21 protein-coding genes are annotated in these 21,463 nt (G+C 72.6%); 4 read left to right on the top strand and 17 right to left on the bottom strand.

The features are described 5' to 3' along the window. Window positions 1-107 precede the first annotated feature (107 nt). From AB0C38_RS43985 to AB0C38_RS43935, 11 genes are all read right to left on the bottom strand, one after another. The gene (locus tag AB0C38_RS43985; protein ID WP_360685604.1) at window positions 108-1,772 is read right to left on the bottom strand and encodes an alpha/beta hydrolase; all 1,665 of its coding nucleotides are present in this window, start codon (window positions 1,770-1,772) and stop codon (window positions 108-110) included. 111 nt (window positions 1,773-1,883) lie between these two features. Next, a complete protein-coding gene (locus AB0C38_RS43980) occupies window positions 1,884-2,042 on the bottom strand; it encodes a hypothetical protein (protein ID WP_360685601.1) in 159 nt (52 codons plus the stop codon). A 41-nt stretch (window positions 2,043-2,083) separates the two neighbouring features. Further along, the gene (locus AB0C38_RS43975; RefSeq protein ID WP_360685598.1) at window positions 2,084-3,205 is read right to left on the bottom strand and encodes a serine hydrolase domain-containing protein; all 1,122 of its coding nucleotides are present in this window, start codon (window positions 3,203-3,205) and stop codon (window positions 2,084-2,086) included. Between the two features lie 98 nt (window positions 3,206-3,303). Next, complete coding sequence (locus AB0C38_RS43970) at window positions 3,304-3,885, bottom strand: helix-turn-helix domain-containing protein (protein WP_360685595.1); 582 nt, start codon at window positions 3,883-3,885, stop codon at window positions 3,304-3,306. A 14-nt stretch (window positions 3,886-3,899) separates the two neighbouring features. Further along, window positions 3,900-5,273 (bottom strand): chloride channel protein, encoded by a 1,374-nt coding sequence (locus AB0C38_RS43965; protein WP_360685592.1) that lies wholly within the window; start codon window positions 5,271-5,273, stop codon window positions 3,900-3,902. Next, on the bottom strand, window positions 5,270-5,674 hold the full coding sequence (locus AB0C38_RS43960) for a nuclear transport factor 2 family protein (protein WP_360685589.1): 405 nt from the start codon (window positions 5,672-5,674) through the stop codon (window positions 5,270-5,272). Before AB0C38_RS43960 ends, AB0C38_RS43965 begins: the two co-directional genes overlap by 4 nt. A gap of 80 nt (window positions 5,675-5,754) precedes the next feature. Next, the gene (locus tag AB0C38_RS43955) at window positions 5,755-6,687 is read right to left on the bottom strand and encodes a PDR/VanB family oxidoreductase (RefSeq protein ID WP_360685586.1); all 933 of its coding nucleotides are present in this window, start codon (window positions 6,685-6,687) and stop codon (window positions 5,755-5,757) included. Next, window positions 6,684-6,848 (bottom strand): hypothetical protein, encoded by a 165-nt coding sequence (locus tag AB0C38_RS43950; protein WP_360685583.1) that lies wholly within the window; start codon window positions 6,846-6,848, stop codon window positions 6,684-6,686. The genes AB0C38_RS43955 and AB0C38_RS43950 overlap by 4 nt, the downstream gene beginning before the upstream one ends. Next, entirely contained in the window at window positions 6,845-7,876 is a 1,032-nt protein-coding gene (locus AB0C38_RS43945) for an aromatic ring-hydroxylating dioxygenase subunit alpha (RefSeq protein ID WP_360685580.1), read from the bottom strand. The genes AB0C38_RS43950 and AB0C38_RS43945 overlap by 4 nt, the downstream gene beginning before the upstream one ends. A gap of 190 nt (window positions 7,877-8,066) precedes the next feature. Further along, entirely contained in the window at window positions 8,067-8,831 is a 765-nt protein-coding gene (locus AB0C38_RS43940; protein WP_360685577.1) for an IclR family transcriptional regulator, read from the bottom strand. A gap of 12 nt (window positions 8,832-8,843) precedes the next feature. After that, the gene (locus AB0C38_RS43935; protein WP_360685574.1) at window positions 8,844-10,019 is read right to left on the bottom strand and encodes a S8 family serine peptidase; all 1,176 of its coding nucleotides are present in this window, start codon (window positions 10,017-10,019) and stop codon (window positions 8,844-8,846) included. A gap of 109 nt (window positions 10,020-10,128) precedes the next feature. Here AB0C38_RS43935 and AB0C38_RS43930 point away from each other — a divergent pair, with 109 nt between their 5' ends. Beyond that, the gene (locus tag AB0C38_RS43930; protein WP_360685571.1) at window positions 10,129-12,768 is read left to right on the top strand and encodes a CHAT domain-containing protein; all 2,640 of its coding nucleotides are present in this window, start codon (window positions 10,129-10,131) and stop codon (window positions 12,766-12,768) included. 11 nt (window positions 12,769-12,779) lie between these two features. Here the strand turns inward: AB0C38_RS43930 and AB0C38_RS43925 are convergent, their stop codons facing one another. Then, entirely contained in the window at window positions 12,780-13,445 is a 666-nt protein-coding gene (locus AB0C38_RS43925) for a DUF4097 family beta strand repeat-containing protein (protein ID WP_360685568.1), read from the bottom strand. Window positions 13,446-13,622: 177 nt separating this feature from the next. Next, window positions 13,623-13,859: a hypothetical protein gene (locus AB0C38_RS43920; RefSeq protein WP_360685565.1), complete on the bottom strand. Its 237-nt coding sequence runs from the start codon at window positions 13,857-13,859 to the stop codon at window positions 13,623-13,625. Window positions 13,860-13,907: 48 nt separating this feature from the next. Here AB0C38_RS43920 and AB0C38_RS43915 point away from each other — a divergent pair, with 48 nt between their 5' ends. Then, the gene (locus tag AB0C38_RS43915) at window positions 13,908-14,462 is read left to right on the top strand and encodes a hypothetical protein (protein WP_360685562.1); all 555 of its coding nucleotides are present in this window, start codon (window positions 13,908-13,910) and stop codon (window positions 14,460-14,462) included. Window positions 14,463-14,489: 27 nt separating this feature from the next. Here the strand turns inward: AB0C38_RS43915 and AB0C38_RS43910 are convergent, their stop codons facing one another. Genes AB0C38_RS43910 through AB0C38_RS43900 form a run of 3 tightly spaced genes read right to left on the bottom strand, consistent with a single transcriptional unit; the run spans window position 14,490 to window position 18,642 of the window. Continuing rightward, the gene (locus AB0C38_RS43910) at window positions 14,490-15,851 is read right to left on the bottom strand and encodes an NAD(P)/FAD-dependent oxidoreductase (RefSeq protein WP_360685559.1); all 1,362 of its coding nucleotides are present in this window, start codon (window positions 15,849-15,851) and stop codon (window positions 14,490-14,492) included. Window positions 15,852-15,859: 8 nt separating this feature from the next. After that, a complete protein-coding gene (locus tag AB0C38_RS43905; RefSeq protein WP_360685556.1) occupies window positions 15,860-17,605 on the bottom strand; it encodes an FAD-dependent oxidoreductase in 1,746 nt (581 codons plus the stop codon). Further along, window positions 17,602-18,642, bottom strand: coding sequence for a hypothetical protein (locus AB0C38_RS43900; protein WP_360685553.1), 1,041 nt, complete (start codon window positions 18,640-18,642; stop codon window positions 17,602-17,604). The genes AB0C38_RS43905 and AB0C38_RS43900 overlap by 4 nt, the downstream gene beginning before the upstream one ends. 110 nt (window positions 18,643-18,752) lie before the next feature. Between AB0C38_RS43900 and AB0C38_RS43895 the strand changes: the two genes are divergently transcribed. Beyond that, window positions 18,753-19,367, top strand: coding sequence for a TetR/AcrR family transcriptional regulator (locus AB0C38_RS43895; protein WP_360685551.1), 615 nt, complete (start codon window positions 18,753-18,755; stop codon window positions 19,365-19,367). Between the two features lie 140 nt (window positions 19,368-19,507). Then, window positions 19,508-20,554 (top strand): DUF2235 domain-containing protein, encoded by a 1,047-nt coding sequence (locus AB0C38_RS43890; RefSeq protein ID WP_360685548.1) that lies wholly within the window; start codon window positions 19,508-19,510, stop codon window positions 20,552-20,554. A gap of 5 nt (window positions 20,555-20,559) precedes the next feature. On the opposite strand, the gene AB0C38_RS43885 is transcribed toward AB0C38_RS43890, so the two are convergent. Next, window positions 20,560-21,441 carry a LysR family transcriptional regulator gene (locus AB0C38_RS43885; protein WP_360685545.1) on the bottom strand — a complete coding sequence of 294 codons (882 nt, stop codon included), beginning with the start codon at window positions 21,439-21,441 and terminating at the stop codon, window positions 20,560-20,562. Between the last annotated feature and the right edge of the window lie 22 nt (window positions 21,442-21,463).

Raw genomic sequence — 21,463 nt, 5'->3', positions numbered from 1 at the left:
GATCGCCCAGACGGCTTCCGCCGCGCGACGCCAGGTGAACGCCTTGGCGCGCTCCCGGCCCGAACGGGTGAGCTCGGCCGCCACGGAGGGTGAGCCACATTGGGGCGCTAGCCGCGGTTGACCGCGCTGATCTCGTCCTGGAGCCGCTGCCGCGTGGACGCGAGCCCGTCCCGCGGTGCCGGCTCCGGTGCGTGTGCGACGGTCGCGTCGCCGGCCGGGCCGGTCACCGGGAAGACCTGCTTCTCCCCGGGCAGCGGAACCCCCGGGCAGATGGTCGCCGCGGGCCGGGCGGCGCCGAGGAAGTAGCCGTTCACCAGTTCGTCCACACAGGAATTGCCGCTGATCGCGTACTGGCCGTGGAACGGCGAATCCGCCACCGACACCATCGGGACCCCGGCCGTCCGCGCCGCCGCCTCGGCCTGCTCGTAGCCGGTCTGCGGGTCGAACTCGCCCTGGACGACGAGGACGTTCTTCGCGGCGTCCGCCGACAGCTTGGGCAGCTGCTGGCGGGGGCGGTCCGACCAGTAGCCGCACGCCTCGCTGAGCCCGTACGCCCAGCCGAACAGCGGGTACTGCGGACCCTGCAGGTCGCTGAGCAGCTTGTACCAGGTCGCCGCGCGCGTCGGCTGGTCGCCGCACGCCACGGCCAGGCGGGTGCCGCCCACGTCCGCGTAGTCGGGCTCGGGCGGGGCCACGTCCGCGGCCGTCAGCTGAGCCGCCGGGCGCCCGAACGCCGTGCGCGCGACCTGGTCCAGGTCGGCGGACGCGGGCGGGGCCGTGCCGTCGAGGGCGGCCAGGCCCTTGGTGAGGATCAGCGCGCCGACCAGCCACTGCTTCGTGCTGCCGTTGCCGACGAAGACGTGGTCGAAGGTGTCCGGCGACAACCCCTGGTCGCGGAAGTAGACGCGGACCCGCTCCCAGTTCTTCTTGACCTCCGCGGCCGTCTTGCCCAGCTGGTCCGGGAACCGGCGGGCCAGCCAGGGCGCGTAGACGCGGTCGAACTGCCGCTGGTCGATCTTCGGGAACGCCTCGAAGGCGGCCTGGAGCCGGCCTTCGAAGTTGACGCTGGAGTCGAGGACGACCCGCCCGGCGTGGCCGGGGAACAGCGACGCGTACTTCGCGCCGAGCCAGGTGCCGTAGGAGTAGCCGAGGTAGTTCAGCTTCTCGTCGCCCAGCAGCGCGCGGATCAGGTCCATGTCGTGCGCGGTCTGCCAGGTGGTGACGAACGGCGAGAGCGCGTCGCTCTGGCAGGCCTCGGCCACCGCCCGCGGCGTCCGCTGGTGCTGCGCGATGCTGGCGGCCGACCGGTTGCGGGCGTCGAGGTCGTCCTCGGTGGGGATCCGCCCGACGGGCACCCGGCAGACGAACCCCGCGTCGTCGCCGCCCTCCTGGCCGGTGCCGCGCGGGTCCATGCCGACGAAGTCGAAGTGCTCGTGCACCGCCGGTTCCAGGCCGGCCAGCGCGCCGGCGAGCGAGGTGCCCTGGCCGCCGGGCCCGCCGGGGTTGACCAGGATCGCGCCCCGCCGCTCGCCGGTCGCGGCGGCGCGGCTGATCGCCACCTTCAGGTCTTTCCCGGCGGCCGGTGCGGACCAGTCCCGCGGGACGGTGATCCGCGCGCACTGGACCTTCTCCCCCTTGAAGGGACAGCTGCCCCAGGCGACCTGCTGGGTCAGGTAGGGCGCCAGTGGGTCGGGCGTGGTCGCGGCAGCCGGCGCGACGGCCCCCACCAGGACCGCGACGGCCACCGCCAACCCCGCTCGCGACGTCCGCACCGCAGCTTCCTCCCTCGGTCCCCGGCAACCCGGGAACACCCAAGCACGGCGGGAGGGGCGCGGGCAGCCCGGTGACCACCGTTCGCGCCGCGAATTCCCTCGATCCGGTGATCAGCTCGGCGGTTCGGGCTGCCCGGCGTCCTCCTCGACGTCCTGGTGCTCGGGCTCCTCGCGGTCGACCTCGGGGATGTCCACGTCGAGGTCGACCTCCGGGGTGCCCGGCGGGCGGGGTGCGTCGGGGGTGATGGGTCCGTTCTCGGCTTCGGTCATGGGCAGTGGTTACCCGGGAGCCGGCGTCCCAAGCGGACCGCTCACCGGCAGAACGCCGTGTCCACAGTGGACAACACCGCGGTCGCGGCCTTCTCCCCGTCGCCGAAGGTGCCCGGCAGCGCGGTGACCGCGAGGCCGACCGATCGGCCGTCCTCGGTGGCGCCGCCGCGGGTTTCGTAGCCGTCGATGTCGCCGCCGTGGCCCCAGTAGACGCCGCCGCAGCTCAGCGGGACGCGGAACAGGCCGAGGCCGTACTGCCACCCCGGGAACAGCGGCGCGTCGACGGTCTTGCGCATCTCGGCCAGCTGCGCGGGCGGCAGCAGCTTGCCGCCGAGCAGCGCCCGCGAAAGCTGCGCGAGGTCGCTCGGCGTCGAGATCAGCTGACCGGCCGCCCCGCCCCAGGACGGATCCATCTCGGTCGCGTCGACGACCTTCGTGCCGGTGCTGTTCGCGAGCGCGTAGCCGTGCGGGTGCGGCCCCTGGATGGTCTCGTCGCCCGGCTGCGGCCAGTACGTGTCGCGCAGACCGGCCTTCGCGATCACCCGCTGGGTGATCTGCTCCTGCACCGGACGCCCGGTGACGTGCTCGATCAGCAGGCCGGCCAGCAGGTAGTTCGTGTTGCTGTACTCCCACTTGGTGCCCGGCGCGAACTTCGCCGGGTGGGCCAGTGCCGCGGCGAGCAGGTCGTGGGGCTGGAAGAACTTGTGCTGGACGTCTTCGAAGTTCTCCACGCCGAGGTACTCGGTGTAGTTCGGCAGCCCGCTGGTGTGCTGCAGCAGCTGCCGGACGGTGATGGCGTTCCCGTCGATGCCCTCCCCGCGCACCAGCCCGGGCAGGTACCGCTCGATCGGCGCGTCCAGCTCGACCTGGCCCTCGGCCACCAGCTGGAGGACGACGACCGCGGTGAAGGTCTTCGTGTTGCTGCCCGCCCGGACCCGGCCGTCGCGCGGGACCGGGACGCGGCGGTCGAGCCGCGCGGACCCGGCGACCAGCGACGTGCCGGCGCCGTCCCGGCCCACCCAGGCCAGCGCCGCCGGGAACTTCTCCTGGCTCACCAGCGCGTCGAGGCTTTCCTGCACCGGCGACTTCGGGTTCGCGGCCGCCGCCGTGGTCAAGCCGCCCAGCAGCCCCGCCACCGTCAAGATCACTACACCCTTGCGCATCAGAACTCCTTCAGGTCCGGAATCGATACCCGAAATAGTTCTCGAATCCGGCGTGAAGATCAGTAGCGCGGGCCACCCGATCCCGGGTAGCGCTGGCGCTACCGTGGCGCCGTCAGGGACGTCACGAGGGCGTCTGCGATCTCGCGCAGCTCAGCGGGACCGTGGCCGACTCGTTCCATGACCGCGATGCCCCGGGTCGTGGTGACCACCAGCCGGGCCGCGGCGCGCAGGTCCACCGCCGGGGTCACGCCGTCGTCGATCGCGGAGAGCTTGTCGTGGACCACGGTTTCCAGCTCGTCGAGCATCGCCCGGACGGCCGCTTCGGCGCGCGGGGACTCGGTCGCCGCCTCGATGGCCGTCCGCGTCGAGAGGCAGCCGCGCGACGGTGAGCCGGCCGCGAAGGCCTCGACGCAGTAGTCGAAGAAGGAGAGCAGTGCGGCCCGCTTGTCCGGGCGGTCGAGGGCTTCGGCCGCGCCGGCCAGGAACCGGGCCGCGTACTCGCCGAAGGCGCGCAGGAAGATCTCCTCCTTGCCGCCGTAGGCGTGGTAGAGCGAACCGCGCTGGACGCCGGTGCCGGCGGCGAGGTCGAGCATCGACGTCGCCCGGAACCCCCGCGCCTGGAACACGTCCAGGGCGCGGTCGAGGGTGACCCGCTCGTCGAACTGCCGTACTCCCGCCATGGAATCCCTTCCGCCTATCGGTGATCCACCCTAGCTCCCGCGCCGAAGACGGTGTCCCGCAAGAGCAGCCCGCCCACCACCCGGCCGAGCGCGGCGGCGGGCAGGATCGCGGGCAGCAGGTCGAGACCGCCCAGCTCGACGGCGAGGACGACGGCGGTGACGGGCGCCCGCCCGGCGGCGGCCAGGCAGGCGGCCACCCCGGCGACGGCGCCACCGGCCACTGGAACGGCGGCCCCCACGGCCGCTCCGACGACGAGCGTCGGGCCGATGGTGCCGCCGGCCCCGCCGGCGGCGAAGGTCACGCTCGTCGTGACGATCTTGCCGGCGGCGAGAAGGAGCAGGGTTCCGGAGGCGGTGGCTCCGACTCCCGCGAACAGGTCGGGGCCGGGGCCGCCGATGCCGGGGATCGCGAGCAGGATCGGTCCGGCGATCAGGCCACCGAGGGCGGGCCGCCACCACGGCTGGTGGGTGATTCGCCGGTTCCGGACAGCGGCGATTCTCGCGCGAATCCTCCTCACGATCGAGGAGCATCGGCCCGCGCCTCGCCGGACGAACTCCGGCCCGCTGAAGCCGCCCGCTCCACCGAAGGCGGCCGGGCCGGCGGATCCGAGTAGCTTGCCGAGTCTGCCGGATCGAAACAGCCCGCCGAATCCGCGCCCTTCCCGCCCGGCAATGGTGGTCAGCTTGCGCCGAGCTTGACTGAACGCCACCCAACCACCGGCCGTCGGCCACCGCCGCGTAGCCAACCGCCTTGAGATCTCCAGGCTTCGGGCCAAAAGCACGCCGGCCAGCGCCGCGAGCAGGCCCGCCAGCAGGATTCCGAGCCCGTCCACCGTCCCGGTCGCCCCGGGCAACCGCACCGGCGCGACCGGCAGCACGTGCGCGGTCAGTGCTCCCGCGGCCGACCCCGCCACCGCCGCCGCGAACTCGAGCCCCGCCACGCCGTCGAGTAGCACCTCCACCACCAGGACCACCCCGGTCACCGGCGCCCCGAACGACCCGCTGATCCCGCCCGCGACAGCCGCCGCGGCCACCGGCCGCGCGGGGACCGCCGCGACTCGGGCCAGTGCCGAACCGAGGGCGGCCGCGAGGTGGATGATCGGCCCCTCGGCGCCGGCGGACCCGCCCGCGCCCAGGGTCAGCCCGCCCGCCAGCGCGTGCGCGCCCGCGGCACGGGCGGCGACCGGCGAGTCCCGGGCGAACGCCCGGCGCACCACCGGGATCCCGCCCGCGGTGACCAGCGGCCCGTACAGCAGGCCGGCCACCGCGGGGGTCAGCAGAATGGCCAAGCCGTGCACCGAAAACCGGGCCAGCGTCTGTCCGAACGCGACAGCGAACGCGGCCCCGAGCACGCCCGCGATCACCGCCGCGGACAGGGTACGGCTCAAGCCGGGCTCAAACGCCGGTACAGCTCCCAGGACGCGCGCTCGACGTGGTTGTGCAGCAGCTTGCCGTCCTCGCGCACTTCCCACACGGCCGTGCCGCTGAAGGAAATCGGCTGTCCGTCCGGTTCGGTGCCGAGGACGCCGTTGTTGCGGCCGTGCACCTTCCACCGCGACGCGACCCGGCTGCCGTCCTGGTTCTGGAACGTCTCGACGATCTCCAGCTCGAGGTCGTGGACCTGCTTCAGGAAGGCGCGGATCCAGGCCTTGAAGTTCTCGCGGCCTTCGATGCGCTCGCCCGCGTTGGTGATGACGAAGTCGTCGACGACGTACTCGTCGACCGCGTCGGGGTTGCGCCCGTTCCACACCGCGTGCCAGAACGATTCGACGATCTCGGCTGAGTTCATGTCCACCTCCATGTTTGACATCAGTGTCAAACATAAGCCGGGGCAGTCGCCGGGCCAAGGAGGTGCGAGCAGCGCCACAGTCAGAGGTCGAGCACCAGCCGGGGTGAACACGAGCGCGACACGCAGATCATCATCACCTCGCTTTCCCGCCGTTCGGCTTCGGTCAGCACGGAGTCGCGGTGGTCCGGGGTGCCGCCGAGCACGCCGGTTTCGCACGTGCCGCACGTGCCTTCCTGACACGATGACAGGACGGCGACCCCCGACTCCTCGGCCACCTCGAGGATCGACCGGTCCGCCGGAACCTGAAGGACACGGCCCGAACCGGCGAGCTCGACCTCGAACGCGGTCCGCGGGCCGTCGTCCTCCTTCGGGGCGAACCGCTCGACGCGCAGGGCGTCCCCGGGCCAGCCGGCGCAGTGCTGTTCCACCGCCGCCAGCAGCGGTTCCGGTCCGCAGCAGTACACCGCGGTGTCCGGCCGCGGCTCGGCGAGCAGCGCGGGCAGGTCGAGCAGCCCGTGTTCGTCCTGCGGCCGGATCGTCACGCGGCCCTCGTGGCGTCGCAGGTCGGCGGTGAAAGCCATCGAAGACCGCGTCCGGCCGCCGTAGACGAGCTGCCACTCGCGGCCCGTCTCGGCGACCCGGTCGAGCATCGGCAGGATCGGCGTGATGCCGATGCCCCCGGCGACGAACAGGTAGCGCTTCGCGTCGACGAGCGCGAAGTGATTGCGCGGCCCGTCTACCTGGATTCGTTGCCCGGCAACGAGTTCGTCGTGCACGTACGCCGATCCGCCGCGGCCGCCGGGTTCGCGCAGGACCGCGACCTGGTACGCCGACGTGTCGCCGGGCCGGCCGCACAGCGAGTACTGCCGGACGACGTCGCCGGGCAGCAGCAGATCGACGTGCGCCCCCGGTTCCCAGGCCGGGAGCGGCTGCCCGTCCGGCGCCCGGAGCGTCAGCCGGACGACGCCGTCGGCGAGTTTTTCCTTGTCTGCCACCACCAGGTCGAGCGTCATGCGTCGTGCCCTTCGGGATGGGCCAGGAGCCATTCCCACAGCGGCACCGGGTCGTCGAACTCGCGCTCGGCCGAGCAGTGGCAGACCGCGCGCAGCCGGTCGGTGCCGAGCACCCAGTGGATCCGGTAGACGCGGTCGCCGGTGAGCATCGGGCGCGTCACGACGTGACCAGCCGCTGCAGCAGCCGGCGAGCCGCGAGGCCGCCGGTGTCGATGTTGATCGACAGCTCCTGGTAGCCGTCCGGTTCGGCGGCGATCACCCGCTCGAGGACGTCGAGCGCTTCGACGTCCTGCAGGACGACCGTGCGGTTGTTCTCCGCGAGGAAGGCCGACACGCCGTCGTCGTCGAGGGCGAAGTCCCGGGCCACCGCCCAGAAGTCGTGCGTCGAATGCTCGGTTTCGGGCGTGATCGCGTAGACGACCTCGACGTGGAAGGCGTCCGGGTCGCTGCCGTCCGGGTTCGGCACCGAGCCGACCGGCGCGATGCGGCTGTGCAGCTTGTACAGGCACGGCGGCGTGTACTCGATGTCCTGCCAGCGCGAGATCCGGCCCTGCAGGCCGGTGGACTTGGCGTAGAAGGGCGGGCACGCGGCGTCGGCCATGTGCCGGGACACGTAGACGATCCCGGCCTCGTCGTCGACCTCGGTCGTGATCGGTGTTTCGGCGACCTCCGGCGTGCCGATGTAGCCGCCGTGCAGGTAGGTCTCGTGGGAGAGGTCCAGCAGGTTGTCGACGAGCAGCGCGTAACGCGCCTTCAGCGGCTCCATGCCGGCGACCGTGGTGTACCCGGGGGAGTCGAGGTAGGGCGCCCGCGGGATCTGCGCGGTGTCGGCCTTTTCCGGGTCGCCGATGAACACCCAGACGAAGGAGTCCTGTTCCACCAACGGATAGCTCCGCAGCCGCGCGGTCCGCGGCACCCGGGTCTGGCCGGGGACGGACACGCACTTGCCGTCGACGCCGTAGGTGAAGCCGTGGTAGCCGCAGACGACCTGGTCGTCGAGGAGCCGCGACGGCGCCTGCGACAGCGGGAACCGGCGGTGCACGCAGCGGTCGGCCATCGCGGTGAGGCTGCCATCGCGAGTCCGCCAGAACAGGATCGGCTCACCACAGATGGTGCGGCTGAACAGGTCCTGGCCGATTTCGGACCCGTACGCGGCGACGTACCACTGGTCGCGGGGAATGGCGCTCATCGGAGTTCGTCCTCTCGTGGCGGGGCTCACAGCGTGCGGGAAGCCTCCGGTGCCCACGAAGGGCGTTTCCATAAGATGGAAAGTTGACGTGACTCGCGTGATTGGGGACGTGACTCGCGTGATTGTGGGCGGGACTCGCGTGATCGGGAGGTCGACTCGCGTGATTGCGGGGTCGACACCACGTCCGGACTCAGCCGAGTGCGCGCGAGATCGCGCGGGCGCTGGTCATCACCAGCGGGGCGAGCGCGTGCGGCGACGCGCTGCCGTGCCGCACGACCAGGGACACGGCCGCGACGACCTGGCCGTGCGCGTCGTGGATCGGTGCGCCCACCGAAAGGCTGTCGAGGGTCACCTGGCGCTCGCTCGTGGAGAAGCCGTGGGTGCGCACGTCGGCCAGCAGGTGCCGCAGGCGGTCCGGGTCGGTGACCGTCTCGGGGGTGTATCGCTCGATCGGGTTGCGGAGGACGTCCTCCTGCACGTCGGCGGGTGCGTGGGCGAGCAGGACGAGCCCGACGCCGGTCGCGGTGAGCGCGAACCGCCCGCCGACGCGCGTCAGCACCGGGACGGCCCCCGTCCCGGCGATCCGCTCGATGTAGACGACTTCGGTGCCTTCGCGGACGGCGAGCTGCACGTTCTCGCGGGTGATCTGCGAGAGGTCCTCGAGGAACGGCAGGGCGCGCTCACGCAGCCCGAGCCCCCGCGGCGCGAGCGCGCCGAGCTCCCACAGTCGCAGGCCGACGCGGTAGACACCCGACTCGTCCCGCTCGAGCGCACCCCACTCGCAGAACTCCCGCAGCACGCGGTGTGCGGTGGCGGCGGGCATCCCGGCCCGGCGCGCGATCTCGCCGAGCCGCAACGCGGGGTGGTCCGGGGTGAAGGCCCCGAGGACTCGCAGAGCCCGCCCGAGAACGGGCCCGGTGGCCCCCGGAGCACGACCTTGACGCGGCACGGCCACCGAGCATAGTTCTCAGGCGAACGTTTGCTCGTCCTTCCAGGTGAATCCCTTGACGACGTCGCCGGCCGCCAGCGCCGAGCGGAAGGCGCCGGCCGCGGTCACCTCGCCGGGCCGGATCCGGGCGGCGATCGCCCCGCTCACGGTCGCGGTGGCGAACGACGTGCCCCGCCAGGTCGCGTAGCCGTCGAAGTCCTGCACGTCGCCGCTGCGCAGCGTCACCTTGCCCGACAGGTAGGTGCTGACGACTTCGTCGCCGAGGGCGGTGCAGGTGACCCACGGCAGGTCGGGGCTGTACGGCGCCCGGGTGCCGTCCGCCGTGGTGGCCCCGGCCGCGATGACGCCGGTCAGGGCGGCCGGCCAGGTGGGCGAGGTCCGCGTGAGACCGTTGCGGATCCCCGGGATCCCGCCGTGGTTGCCCGCCGCGGCGACGATCGTCATGTGCGGGCTCAGGCGCTCGATGGCGCGCTGGACGATCAGCGGGCAGTTGCCGTCCTGGGCCCGGGTCCCGATCGCGAGGGTGAGGACGTCGACGCCGTCGTCGAGGAACCCGGCCAGCTCCACGACCGTGTCCCACGCGCTCGCCCGGCCGTTCGAGTCCAGGACGTCTCGCACGACCAGGGTCGCCGCCGGCGCCTGGGCCAGGATCATCCCCGCCACGAACGTCGCGTGCCCGTTCTCCCACGGGGTGGCCGTGCCGGGGTCCGGGAGGTCGAAGGCGCTGTCCGCGGCAGGGGTCTCGTAGTGCCCCTCGAGGTCGGGGTGGCGGTACAGCTTGGTGTCGAGGACCCCGATCCGGACTCCGCGGCCGGTGGCCGGGTCGGCGCCGGTGGTGTGCGGCCGCGCCGCCTGCACGGGATCGAAGTCGCCTTGGGACTGGGTCTGCGGGTAGGCGCCGAACTGGTTGCTCAGCGTCCGGTTCTTGCCGAGCAGCGGGACCCAGCCGCCGCAGCGCGCGGCGAACCGGCGGCGCAGCTCGAAGAGCACCGCGTCGATCTCCATGATGAAGGGCAGATCGGGTGCCATGCTCAGGCCGTAGGTGAGCGTCAGTTTCGCCAGGTCGAAGGGCTCGACTTCGCCGTCCCGCGTGGCGATGACGCCGAGGTCCTTCAGCGCCGCTTCGACGAGCGGCCGTTCGCGCAGGTCGACGATCAGCTCGTCGGGCTTGGCGTCCTCAGGTACGTCGGGCAAGTAGTACACCGCAGTCCCCTCCTCGATGTGGTGGCACTTCTCCAGACGCGCGCGGGCGCCACCTTGATACGTGCTGGCGGACGAGAGCGCCGACGGGAATGCTGAACCCATGGTGGCGGACTCAGCCCTCGCCGAGGCGAAAGCGGCCATGAGGCTGGCCGATCTGCAGCCCGGAAGGGCGGTTCCGGCCGCGGCCGAGGCCGTCCGGCGGGCTCTGCGCGAGCGGGATCCGCGCGCGGCCGCCCTCGCCGAGCAGGCCTGGGGGCACGCCCTCCTGCAGTGCAGTGAGGTCGGCGAGGCCGTGCGGCACCTGCGCCGGGCGGTGCGCCACGGCGAACGGGCCGGGTGGCGCGCGCTGGCCGGGGAAAGCCGGATGAAGCTCGCGTTCGCGCTGGTGCAGCGGGGCAGCTCGCGGGCCGCGTTGCGCGAGATCGACGTCGCGGTGCGGGAGCTCGACGGGATCGCGAGCGGGAAGGCCCTCGCCCAGCGCGCGGTGATCCGGTACCACGTGGGCCGGCTCGACGAGGCCGCCGTGGACTACCAGGCCGCGGTCCGGGAGCTGCGGCGCGGCGACGACCGGCTCGGCCTGCAGCGAGCCCTCATGAACCGGGGGATCCTGCACGCCGAGCGCTCCGAGTTCGACGCCGCGGTCCGCGACCTGAACGAGGCCGACGTCCTCGCGCGCGACCTCGGCCGCGACCTCGTGGTCGGGATCATCGCGGAGAACCTCGGCTTCGTGGAGAGCCAGCGCGGCGACGTCCCGGCCGCGCTCGCCTGGCTGGGCCGCGCCGAGGAGATCATCGGCGCGCACGGTGGCCAGCTCGCGCCGGTGCTGCAGGACCGGGCGGAGCTCCTGCTGTCGGTCGGCCTCGTCACCGAGGCGCGCCGGACCGCCGAGCGCGCGGTGGGCGTGTTCGCCGCCGAGAACCGGCGGCTGAAGGTCCCGGAGATGCGGCTCCTGCTCGCCCAGATCGCGTTGCTGGACGGGCAGTGGACGACCGCCGCGGAGCAGGCTCGCACGGCCCTGCGCGCGTTCACCGGGCAGGGCCGTGACCAGTGGGCTGCCCTCGCGCGGTCGACGGAGCTGCGTGCGCGGCTCGGCGCGGGGGAACGCAGCCGGGTCGGCTCCGAGGTTGTCGAAGCCATGGTGTCCACATTGGACGCGAACGGCCGCCCGCTGGCGGCGGTGCAGGCCCGGGTGGACGCGGCGCGGCTCGCCGAGCTCCGGGGACGGCCGGCCGTGGCCGCGGCGCACCTGGCCGTGGCGGCGCGGGCCGCGCGCGGTTCGGGACCGGCCACCCTGCGGGCGCGGGGCTGGTACGCGGAAGCACTGCGGCGACGCGGGCAGAACCCCCGCGGCGCGCTCACTGCCGCCCGGACCGGGCTGCGGATCCTCGACGATCACCACGCCGCGCTCGGGGCGAGCGACCTGCGGGCGTACTCGGCGTCGCACCGCGCGGACCTCGCCGGTCTCGGTCTTCGCATCGCCCTCGACCAGGGCGGGGTGCGCGGGATCTTCGAATGGGCGGAGCGCGGGCGGGCGAGCCGGTCGCTGCACCGGTCCGCGCTGCCCCCGGACGACCCGGAGCTGGCCGGGCTCCTGCCCCGGCTGCGGGCCACCTCGGGGGCGCTGGAACAGGCGCGCGCCGCGGGCGAACCCACCGGCCGGCTGCGGCACCGGCAGGTCGAGCTCGAACGGCGGATCCGCGACCGCAGCAGGCTGCTGCCCGCGGCGGCGGGGACGGCCGCGGTGCCCCGGCCGGTGCCCGTCGGCGACCTCGCCGGGGCCCTCGGCGAGCGCGCGCTGGTGGAGTTCGTCGAAGTCGACGGGACGTTGCTGGGGCTGTGCCTGGTCGAGGGCAGGCTGCGGCTGCACACCCTAGGGTCCGCGGCCGAGGTCGCCGGACTGCTCGACCGGATCCCGTTCGCCCTGCGCAAGCTCGCCGGCTCGGGCGAGGGCCGGTCGCGGGTGCCGGTGGAGCAGCTGCTGCACAGCGCGGCCGCGCGCCTCGACGCCGTGGTGCTCGGGCCGCTGAACGAGCTCGGCGACCGCCCGCTGGTCGTGGTCCCGACCGGGGTCCTGCACAACGTGCCGTGGGCGGTGCTGCCGTCCTGCGCGGGCCGCCCGGTGGCCGTCTCGCCGTCGGCGACGCTCTGGCACGCGGCGGCGACCCGGCCGCCGGGGCCGGCGCGCGAGGTGGCCGTGGCCGGCGGCCCGGGACTGCCGGGCGCCCGCGAAGAGGCCCTGGCGGTGGCGGAGATCCACCGGGGGACGGCGCTGGTGGACGAGGCCGCGACCGTCGAGGCGGTGCTGGCGGCGCTCACGACGGCGGGCACCGTGCACCTCGCCGCGCACGGCCGGCTCGCGGTGGACAACCCGCTGTTCTCCGCGTTGCGCCTGCACGACGGCCCGCTCCTCGTGCACGACGTCCGGCGCCTGCCCCGGGTGCCGGAGACGGTGCTGCTCGCCGCGTGCGACGTCGGCCGGTCGGTGGTGTGCCCGGGCAACGAGCTGCTCGGCTTGGGCGCGGCCTTCATCGAGCGGGGCACCGCCCAGCTCGTCGCGTCGGTCGTGCCGGTGCCCGACCTCGCCACGACGTCGTTGATGACGGAGGTCCACCGGCGCCTCGCCGCGGGCGAGGCACCGGCGGCCGCGCTGGCCTCCGCACAGCAGAAGGTGGCGGCGGACGGCCCGGCCGAGCTCGCGGCGTCGGCCGGGTTCGTCTGCGTCGGTGCCGGGTCCCGCTGACCCACCGGCCGTCAGCGCCCGCGGGCGACGATGTCGCCGTGGCTGGTGGTGGCCCGGATGGCGAGCTCGGCAGTGCCGGTGTTCTTGAGGCTGTTGTCGATGCGGCCGTAGGTGGTGCCGGCGTCCAGGGAAGCCGAGACGCCGGGGGCGGCGCCGACGGCGATGCTGCCGGACTGCGTGGTCAGCGTGACCATGCCGCGCACGGCCTCGCCGATGCGGATGTCGCCGCGGGCGGTGCTGATCTCGGCGGGCCCTTCGAGGCGGCCGATCTCGACGTCGCCGTCGGTGGCGGTGAGGTGGACGCTCGCGGCTTCGTCGAGCTTGATGTGGCGGTACGCGCCGTCGAAGGTGACGTCGCCGAGGCGGCCGGTGCCGTCGAGCTCGGAGCCGGCGGTGGTCGCTTCGACGCGGGAGTCCGCGGGCAGCCCGACGGTGACCTCGATGGCGCCCGACGGGCCGAAGTACTGGTTCCCGCCCTGCGGGGCGTGGACGCGCAGGACGCCGTCGGCGTAGGTGACGGTGGTCTGCCCGGCGGCCTTGACGTCGCGGTTCTTGCCGGCGTCGGCGGGCCGGACGTCGACGGTGGTGTCGGTGCGGTCGGTGGCGACGAGCCGGACGCGGCCGGCGGGGAAGTCGAGGACGGCGGTGATCGGGGCGGGGGTGGCGAAGGTCTGCATCGTGGTCTCCGGTGTGTTCGTGGCCCCCGGTGGTGGGGACGAGAACCACACTGACCGGCGGTGCTGACACCCGGCGGCCACCGCGCTGACACCGCGGCTGACACGGCGGCGGTGACGCGGGAACCACGGGTGATCACGGCTGCCGACATTCGGGTGCAACGGATTCGTGCATTCGGTTCAGCCGATCCATGGGAACATTTCTTCGGGTCTGTCACAGTAGTTCTGAATGGACAGTTCATTCGCGACGGTCGGGACGCTGTCGAGCTCGATAAACATGATACGATAAGGAAAATCCGCGGGCGAACGCCGAGTCGCAAACGAGCCGAACCCGGATTGGTTACGGCGAAACGCCATGTCGATCAGTTGAGATTGCTCACCTCGGGTTTTTCCGCTTTTCGCGTTTCTCGAAGCCATTTCGGTGGATCCCTGGAGTGTCCGATCCTCCACAGCAAGGAGTTCACCATGAGAGTCCGCAAGACCGGAATCACAGCAGTAGTCGCGATCCTCGTGACCGCGATGGTCGCCCTGTTCACCGGCGTCGGCACCGCGTCCGCCGCCCCGGCGGCACCGGCGATCCCGGCGCTGTCCACCCCGATCACCGGCACGTTCACCGACGCGGCGGGCGGCACCGGTACGGCGGTCGGCACCTTCACCCCGACCGACTTCGCCACGGACGGCAGCAACCTGCTGGCCAACGGCGTCGCCGACGTGACCCTGACCGACTCCGCCGGCCAGCAGGTCGGCACCGAGTCCCGCGCGGTCACCGTGCCGGCCGCCGCCGCGGTGGCGTCGTGCGAAATCCTCGACCTGGTGCTCGGGCCGCTCGATCTCGACCTGCTCGGCCTGGTCGTGCACCTCGACCGCGTCCACCTGAACATCACGGCCGAGGCCGGCCCCGGCAACCTGCTCGGCAACCTGCTGTGCGCGATCGCCGGTCTGCTCGACCCGGGCCCCCTGAGCAACCTGCAGGCGCTCGTGAACCTGTTGAACCAGATTCTCGCCCTGCTGCGCGGCTGACGCTCGCTTCCGCGATGACGGGTCGGCTCACCTCCGGGTGGGCCGATCCGTCGCTGCGCCGGTGCTCGGCGGCAGTGGATGACGCCGGACCCGGCGGCGTTCCAGCGCATTGGAAACCGTGGTGCGGACCTGCCGGGACAGCGCTTTCAGCACCGCCGAACGGCTTTCCGTGCCGCGAGCGAGCGCGGTGGCCGTGAGCGCGATGCCGCGGACCGGGCCCACCAGTTCCGCCGGCCGGAGTGCCCGGTTGTAGACGTCCAGCAACCGCGTCGTCAGCCCGTCCCGCTTCCGGGCCGCGCGGAACAGTTCCAGCTCCAGCGGCGTCATCGGCTCGCCGGCCGCGAGCCCGTTGGTCCACTGGTAGACCTCGAGGCAGTCGATCTCCCGCCGGCGTTCCCACGCCAGTAGCGTCGCGTCGAGCTCATCGGTGTGCAGCACCGGCGCGACCGCTTCGCCGAGCAGCCTGCCGTAGCGCAGCGCGTCACGGATTCCTTGTGCGGTCACGGGATCCTTGAAGTGCCCGGCGTCGCCCGGCAAGGCCCAGCCGGGGCCGGACGAGCGCCGGAAGTACGACTCGATCCCGGTCGCCGACCGGACCCCGCCGACCAGCTCGCCACCACGCAGCCGCTCGGCGAGCCCCGGCATCGCCTTGATCGTCCGCAGGTACTCCGCGAGCGCGTCGCCCCGGAAGTCCGCGACGCGCGATTCCGGGGGCTGCAGCAGGCACAGCAGCAACCCGCCGTCGCACGGGAACGCCGTGCCCAGCTCGGCCTCCGCGCGCCACTGGATGGCGGTGTTCCGCCACTCCGTCTTCGCATCGGTCCAGTAGCCGAAGAAGCACGCTCGCCCACTCGGCTGCCGCCGGTAAGGCTCCTGCACCCCGAGCAGCTTGGCCACGGTGCTGCGCCTGCCGTCCGCGCCGACGACGAGCGGCGCGCGCAGCTGCCGCTCGACGCCGTCGCGCTCGGTGAACCGCACGCCCGTGACGCGCCCGGACTCGACGATCAGCCCGGTGACCTTGCTGCCCTCGCGCACCTCCGCGCCCGCGGCCCGGGCGGTCGTCACCAACGCGGCGTCCAACCCGGTGCGGCGCACGCACATGCCGTAGCCGATACCGTCCACAGTGGAGTAGCGGCCGCGCACGGTCACCCCGTCGCTGGTGGCCATCCCGATCGGCAGCCGGGGCGCGCCGACCGCCTCGACGCGCTCCAGCGCACCGAGCCTGCTCAGCTCGGCGACCCCGCCCGGCCACAGCAGGTGCGTGGAAATCGTGTCGGACGGGAAGTGCGCCCGGTCGAGGACGACGACGCGCCGCCCGGCGCGGGCCAGGGCGATGGCGGTCGCCGACCCGGCCGGGCGGGCGCCGACCACGATGACTTCGGTGTCCATGGAACCCTTCAGCCGGGGATGTCGAGCGCGTTGGGCAGCCCGGCCGCGTACCGGGCCGCGTCGACGGCCTTGACCGGAACCAGCTCCGGCGGCTGGAACAGCGTCTGGACGCGTACCCTGCCGCCGGCCACGCCGGCGGCGTCGAGCAGCGCGTTCACCGCCTGCCGCCCCGATTCGTTGGCGCCCTCCATGGTCGCCAGGTCGATGTCGGTCCGCACGAAGTCTCCGGCCATGAAGAGGTTGGGGATCGACGTCGCCGATTCCGGCCGGTCCTGGTAGCTGCCGACCGTGTTGATGAACAGCGGAGTGTCGTTGACCAGGCCGCTGCCCGTCTCCCGGATCGCGGGGTCCAGGAACTGCGTGTACCGGAGGCTGTCGGGCAGGATGGTCCGCCCGGTGTCGTGCAGCGCGGCCTGCAGCTGCGCCCAGCACTCGGCGTAGATCTGGTCGATGGTGCACTCCCGGGCCGGTTTCCCGTACAGGATCCCGGGGGTGTCCCAGTCGGACACGTCCAGGGACAGGATGTCGCGGGTGGTGCCGTCGCCGTACTGCGCGGGGATGTTCCGGTCCCACAACGTGCTGTCGAGCACCGACGTGATCTCCCACGGCGAGTCGAGGAACAGCTGGGTGCCGGCCTGGATCGGCGGGGTGTCGCGCAGGTAGAACTGCACCCCGCTCATCCAGTCGGTCCGCAGCCGGCCGATGCCCCGCAGCTCGGGCGCGCGCGCCAGGATCTCCGGAGACAGGAGCTGTTGCGCCCGTTCGACCGGGACGGCGGAGATGAACCAGTCGGCGGTGACCCGGGTGGCCGAGCCGCCGGCGTCGGTGACGGTCGCCGAGACGATCCGGCCGCCGGAGAGCTCGAGCGACCGCACCGTCTGCCCGACCTCGAACCGCACGCCGCGGCCGGTCAGGTGGGTCACCCACGGGTCGATCCACGTCTCCGACGTCGGCCCGTCGAGCATCCGCGCCGGCGACTGCCCGTTGGTGCCCCGCCCGAGGAAGGAGAACACGAACGCCTCGGCCATCGAGCCGACCGTGCGGGTGTTCGCCACCTTCTCCTTGAGCGCCACCAGCCCGCGGGTCATGAACCGCACCAGCGCGATCTGGTACTCGGCGGACTGGTTCTCCGCGCGCATGAAGTCCCAGAAGGAGACGTTCTCCCACTGACCCGCCCGGCGGCGTTCGCTGCTGGTCATGAACACCAGCAGGCGGTTGACGAACAGCAGGATCTCCTGCGGCGGCAGCGCGCCGAGCTGCTGCACGAGGCCGATCAGGCTGTCGCGCAGCGAGTCGGGGTCCAGTGGCCGCGCGATCGGGTCGGTCGGGATGGCGAGTTCGATGTCGGCCCGCCCGGTGCGCGAGACGAGCGCGCCGCTGAGCGACACCAGGTGGTCGAGGACCGAGTTACCGTTGCCCGGCAACGGAATCCGCGACATCGTGTCCGGCACGTTGTGGTAGAAGCCGGGGAAGAACCGGAACCCGTGCTCACCGGGCAGGTCGGCGCGGCCCAGGGCGCCCGTGCCGGGTTTGCTCACGCTGCGCGCCTTGCCGCCGAGTCCGGTGCTTTCGTACACCGTGACGGCGAAGCCGCGTTCGACGAGTTCGTGGGCCGCGGCCAGCCCGGCCATGCCGCCGCCGAGCACGGCCACCCGCCCGCCGGCGGCCGCGCGTGCCTCGGCGGTGCCGCCGAGCGCGAGGGCGACGCCGGTCAGCGCCGTTCCGCGCAGAACCGTTCTCCTGCTGAGGTTCACTGTCCACCCCCGGTGCGCGGCGGAAGCGTGCGGATGTGCTCGATGAGCCCGATCGACCCCGGCACCGTCTCGCCGACGGACTCGGGCAGCGCCAGGAGCCCGACGTCGAGGATGAACGGTTCGGTCACGTGGAAGGTGTAGTCGAGACCCGGGAGCGGCTGCGGATCGTAGCCGCCGGGGACGAACTTCCGCGCCGCGCCGTCGGGACAGGAAGCGTTTTCATAGGCGGGGTACGAATACGCGCCGGCGACCTGCCAGTCGTAGAGGCGCATGGTGGCCATGCAGCCGACGACGGCGTCCTCGGTGGCGTGGGCGATGACGCCCTGCCAGACGCCGTTGCCCTTCACGACCCCGCCCAGCAGCGTGGCGCTGCCGTCGGGTTCGTGCGAGACGCCCCACTCCCAGCCGGAGTAGCGCTGGTCGATGACGTTGAAGCTGCCCCAGTTGTGGTCGTGGTAGCCGCGCCAGCCCGCGAGGTCCGTGGTCCGCCCGTCGGGCGTGCGAATGGTTCCGGTGGGGTGGCTGGTGGCGACCGGTGAGGACCAGTACATCTCCTGGCCGCCGTCGTAGCGGATGGGGCCGCCGGTGACGCCCGGCGTCGCCCGGTCGAGCCAGGCGTCGATGTCGTAACCGTTGGCGTGGAAGACGAAGTGGTACTCGCCGCGCAGCCGGTCGTAGACGATTCCGCCGGCGCTGTTGACCGCGGACGGGGTCGTGGTGCTCGCGACAGTCGGCGTCGCCGCCACCGGCAGCACCAGCTTCTGGCCGTCTTCGGGGTAGTAGAACATCGTCGTCACCGGCGCCGGTGCGGTGAAGAACAACGCGATGAACGTGCGGCCGGTCGCAGGGTCCATCAGGTGCACGTACCACCACTCGGTGGCCGAGCCCGGGTGCGCGACGTCGTCGAGCAGCGGCTGGGCGAGGTGGCCCGGGACCCGGGTCGTGTCCGAGCCGGTGATGTCGGTGGGCGGGGGGACGACGTCCTGCGCGTACGCGGGCGCCGGGGTGCTCAAACTCAGGGCAGTGGCCGTGATCATTGCCACCACACCGTTGTGACGCAATCTCATCTGACCCTCCTCGGGGAGTTCATAGACAGGGTGTCGACATACTGTCCATGAGTCAATAGGGCACCTGTACCATTCGCGGCATGCCGTCCGTGACGAGACCGAGCCGCAGCCGACCCAAGCGCGAGGAGATCGTGCGACGGCTCGTCGAGGCGGTGGAGAACGAGCTGGGGGCGGGCACGCCGTACACGGAGATCTCCGTGCTGCGCATCGCCGAGAAGGCCGAGATCGCGCGCTCGACGTTCTACCTGCACTTCCCCGACAAGAGCCGGCTGCTGATCGCGGTGGCGGACGAAGCGCTGCAGGGGTTGTTCGACGCGGCGGCCGAGTGGTGGGCGGCCGACCACGGGGACGGCCCGGCGGGCGTCGAGCGGGCCATGACGGCGATGCTGGCCGTCTACCGCACCCACCCGAGGGTGCTGCGCGCGCTCGCGGAGGTCTCGTACTACGACGAGGAGGTCGGAACGTACTGGCTGGGCAAGGTCGGCGCGTTCGTGGAGACCGAGCAACGGCGCCTGGAGCAGGAGCAGAGCGCGGGCACGGTCGGCGCAGACGTCGACTGCGCCAACACCGCCCGCCTCCTGGCGAGCATGGTGGAGCGCACGATCTCCCTGCACTGCGCCGCCTCGGGCCCGGAGGCGGACCCGGCGATGGCGAAGGCGCTGGCCCGGTCGATCTGGCTGACCGTCTACGGCTGAGCGTCCGTTTCCGGTGGGCGGGTGCGGGCCGCGTTCTCGTGGCCGGCCGGGACCGGATCCTGTCCGACGTGGTCGGTCCCGGCGTAACGGGCGACCGGCCGGACGCGACTCACGCTTGTCCGGCGGGCCGGGGAGGCGCAATGAAGAAACGACTGGTGATCTGCTGCGACGGGACCTGGAACTCGCTGAAGCAGCCGGCCTGGACGAACGTCTCGAAGGTGTGGCGCGCCGTGCCCGGCGAGGCCGCGGACGGCGTGCGTCAGCCGTCCTGTTACGTCCGGGGGGTCGGCGCCGGCCTGCCGTGGCTGGGGCACATCGCCGGCGGCGCGTTCGGCTGGGGGCTGTCGGCCAACGTGCGGAAGGCCTACGAGTTCGTCGTCAAGCACTACGTGCCCGGGGACGAGCTGTTCTTCTTCGGGTTCAGCCGCGGCGCCTACACCGCGCGCAGCACCGTCGGTCTCATCCGCAACTGTGGCGTCCTGCGTCCGGAACACGACGGCCTGGTCGGTGCGGCGTACCGGCTCTACCGGGACCGCGACAAGGAGACCGGGCCGGACGCTCCCGAGGCCGTCCGGTTCCGCGAGGAGCACGCTCACGAAGACGTGACGCCCATCCGGTTCATCGGGGTGTGGGACACGGTGGGCGCGCTGGGCATCCCGCTGAGCGGCGGCCGGCTGCTCCACAAGTTCAACGAGCGCTGGCAGTTCCACGACATGAAGCTGTCCTCGACCGTGCAGTCGGCCTTCCAGGCGCTGGCGGTCGACGAGCACCGGAAGTCGTACGTCCCGGCCGTCTGGAAGCCGTCGTCGAAACGTGCGGAGGAGAAGCAGGAGCGGGAGCAGGTCTGGTTCGCCGGAGCCCATTCCGACGTCGGCGGTGGGTACCCGGAGCACGACCTGTCGGACCTTTCCCTGCGGTGGATGGCGAACCGGGCCGCGAAGTGCGGCCTCGCCTTCGACCCGGGCGCGTTCGACGGCCTGGCCGATGCGAAGGCGGAGGGGAAGCTGCACATCTCCCTCAACGCGTTCTTCCGGCTGTTCGGCTCGGCCGACCGCCCGATCGGCGAGAAGGACGCGCCGTCGGAGTCGCTGGCGTCGAGCGCGCGGGACCGGCACCAGGCGACGGCGTACTCGCCCGTGAACCTCGTGACCTACCTCGAAGGCGATCCCGAGATCACCACGGTCTGAGCGCTTCAGGACTCCCCTGACACGGACGCCGCGGCTTCGGCGAGCGCGGCGAGCAGGGCGGTGGTGGCGGGCGGGTCGGGTGGTTCGCCGTACGTCGCCGCGTAGATGTGCTGGCGCGACCCGGGCAGCTCGCTCGCCACGAGGCCGTCGGCGCGGTGGGCGCGCAAGGCCAGCCCGGGGCTGGTCGTCACGCCCAGCCCGGCGACGACCAATGCCTGCATGACGACCATGTCGTCGGAGGTGTAGCCGATCCGGGGTTCGAACCCCGCCTCGGCGCACAGCGACAGCAGGTGGCGGCGGCACCGGTCGCAGCCGGCGATCCAGGTGGCGTCGCGCAGGGTGGACAGCGTCTGCCCGGGACTGGTGGAGAGCAGGTACAGCGGATCGTCGAGCAGGTGGTGCAGGCGGACGTCCGGCGGTTCCGGCTCGGTGTCGTCGTAGCGGAAGATGATCGCGACGTCGATCTTGCCGGTGCGCAGCAGTTCCAGTGCTTCGGGTGGTTCCGTGTCGGTCAGGCCGATCTGCAGGCCGGGATGCTTGCGGGTCAACGCGGCCACCGCCCGCGGGATGAGCGAGCCGATCACGGACGAGAAGCTGGCCAGGCGCACCCGCCCGGCGCTCAGCCCGACGTGGGCGGACAGCTCGGCGTCGGCGGCGTCGATCCGCCCGAGGATCTCGGCCGCCCGGGACGCCAGCAGCTGCCCGGCCGGCGTGAGCCGGATCCCGCGCCCGGCCCGTTGCAGCAGCTGCGCGCCGGTCTCGGCCTCGAGCCGGGCGAGGTGGTGACTGACCGTCGGCTGCGTGTAGTGCAGCTCCTTGGCCGCCGCGGTGACCGAGCCGAACCGCGCGAGCGCGTCGATGACGCGGAGTCTGGTGACGTCCAGCATTCATCGACTGTATCTATGAAAA

Origin of the sequence: Amycolatopsis sp. NPDC048633 (assembly GCF_040650695.1) — a bacterium.
Taxonomy (GTDB): domain Bacteria; phylum Actinomycetota; class Actinomycetes; order Mycobacteriales; family Pseudonocardiaceae; genus Amycolatopsis.
Note: the sequence above shows the minus strand (reverse complement) of the source record. Positions and strands in the feature narration are given on the sequence as shown.

Bases quoted from the DNA above. Each gene is read 5' to 3' on its own strand.
- AB0C38_RS43980 (WP_360685601.1), bottom strand. From the start codon at position 2,042: ATGACCGAAGCCGAGAACGGACCCATCACCCCCGACGCACCCCGCCCG.
- AB0C38_RS43975 (WP_360685598.1), bottom strand. From the start codon at position 3,205: ATGCGCAAGGGTGTAGTGATCTTGACGGTGGCGGGGCTGCTGGGCGGC.
- AB0C38_RS43970 (WP_360685595.1), bottom strand. From the start codon at position 3,885: ATGGCGGGAGTACGGCAGTTCGACGAGCGGGTCACCCTCGACCGCGCC.
- AB0C38_RS43960 (WP_360685589.1), bottom strand. From the start codon at position 5,674: ATGAACTCAGCCGAGATCGTCGAATCGTTCTGGCACGCGGTGTGGAAC.
- AB0C38_RS43955 (WP_360685586.1), bottom strand. From the start codon at position 6,687: ATGACGCTCGACCTGGTGGTGGCAGACAAGGAAAAACTCGCCGACGGC.
- AB0C38_RS43945 (WP_360685580.1), bottom strand. From the start codon at position 7,876: ATGAGCGCCATTCCCCGCGACCAGTGGTACGTCGCCGCGTACGGGTCC.
- AB0C38_RS43930 (WP_360685571.1), top strand. From the start codon at position 10,129: ATGGTGGCGGACTCAGCCCTCGCCGAGGCGAAAGCGGCCATGAGGCTG.
- AB0C38_RS43925 (WP_360685568.1), bottom strand. From the start codon at position 13,445: ATGCAGACCTTCGCCACCCCCGCCCCGATCACCGCCGTCCTCGACTTC.
- AB0C38_RS43920 (WP_360685565.1), bottom strand. From the start codon at position 13,859: ATGGCTTCGAGAAACGCGAAAAGCGGAAAAACCCGAGGTGAGCAATCT.
- AB0C38_RS43915 (WP_360685562.1), top strand. From the start codon at position 13,908: ATGAGAGTCCGCAAGACCGGAATCACAGCAGTAGTCGCGATCCTCGTG.
- AB0C38_RS43910 (WP_360685559.1), bottom strand. From the start codon at position 15,851: ATGGACACCGAAGTCATCGTGGTCGGCGCCCGCCCGGCCGGGTCGGCG.
- AB0C38_RS43900 (WP_360685553.1), bottom strand. From the start codon at position 18,642: ATGATCACGGCCACTGCCCTGAGTTTGAGCACCCCGGCGCCCGCGTAC.
- AB0C38_RS43895 (WP_360685551.1), top strand. From the start codon at position 18,753: ATGCCGTCCGTGACGAGACCGAGCCGCAGCCGACCCAAGCGCGAGGAG.
- AB0C38_RS43890 (WP_360685548.1), top strand. From the start codon at position 19,508: ATGAAGAAACGACTGGTGATCTGCTGCGACGGGACCTGGAACTCGCTG.
- AB0C38_RS43885 (WP_360685545.1), bottom strand. From the start codon at position 21,441: ATGCTGGACGTCACCAGACTCCGCGTCATCGACGCGCTCGCGCGGTTC.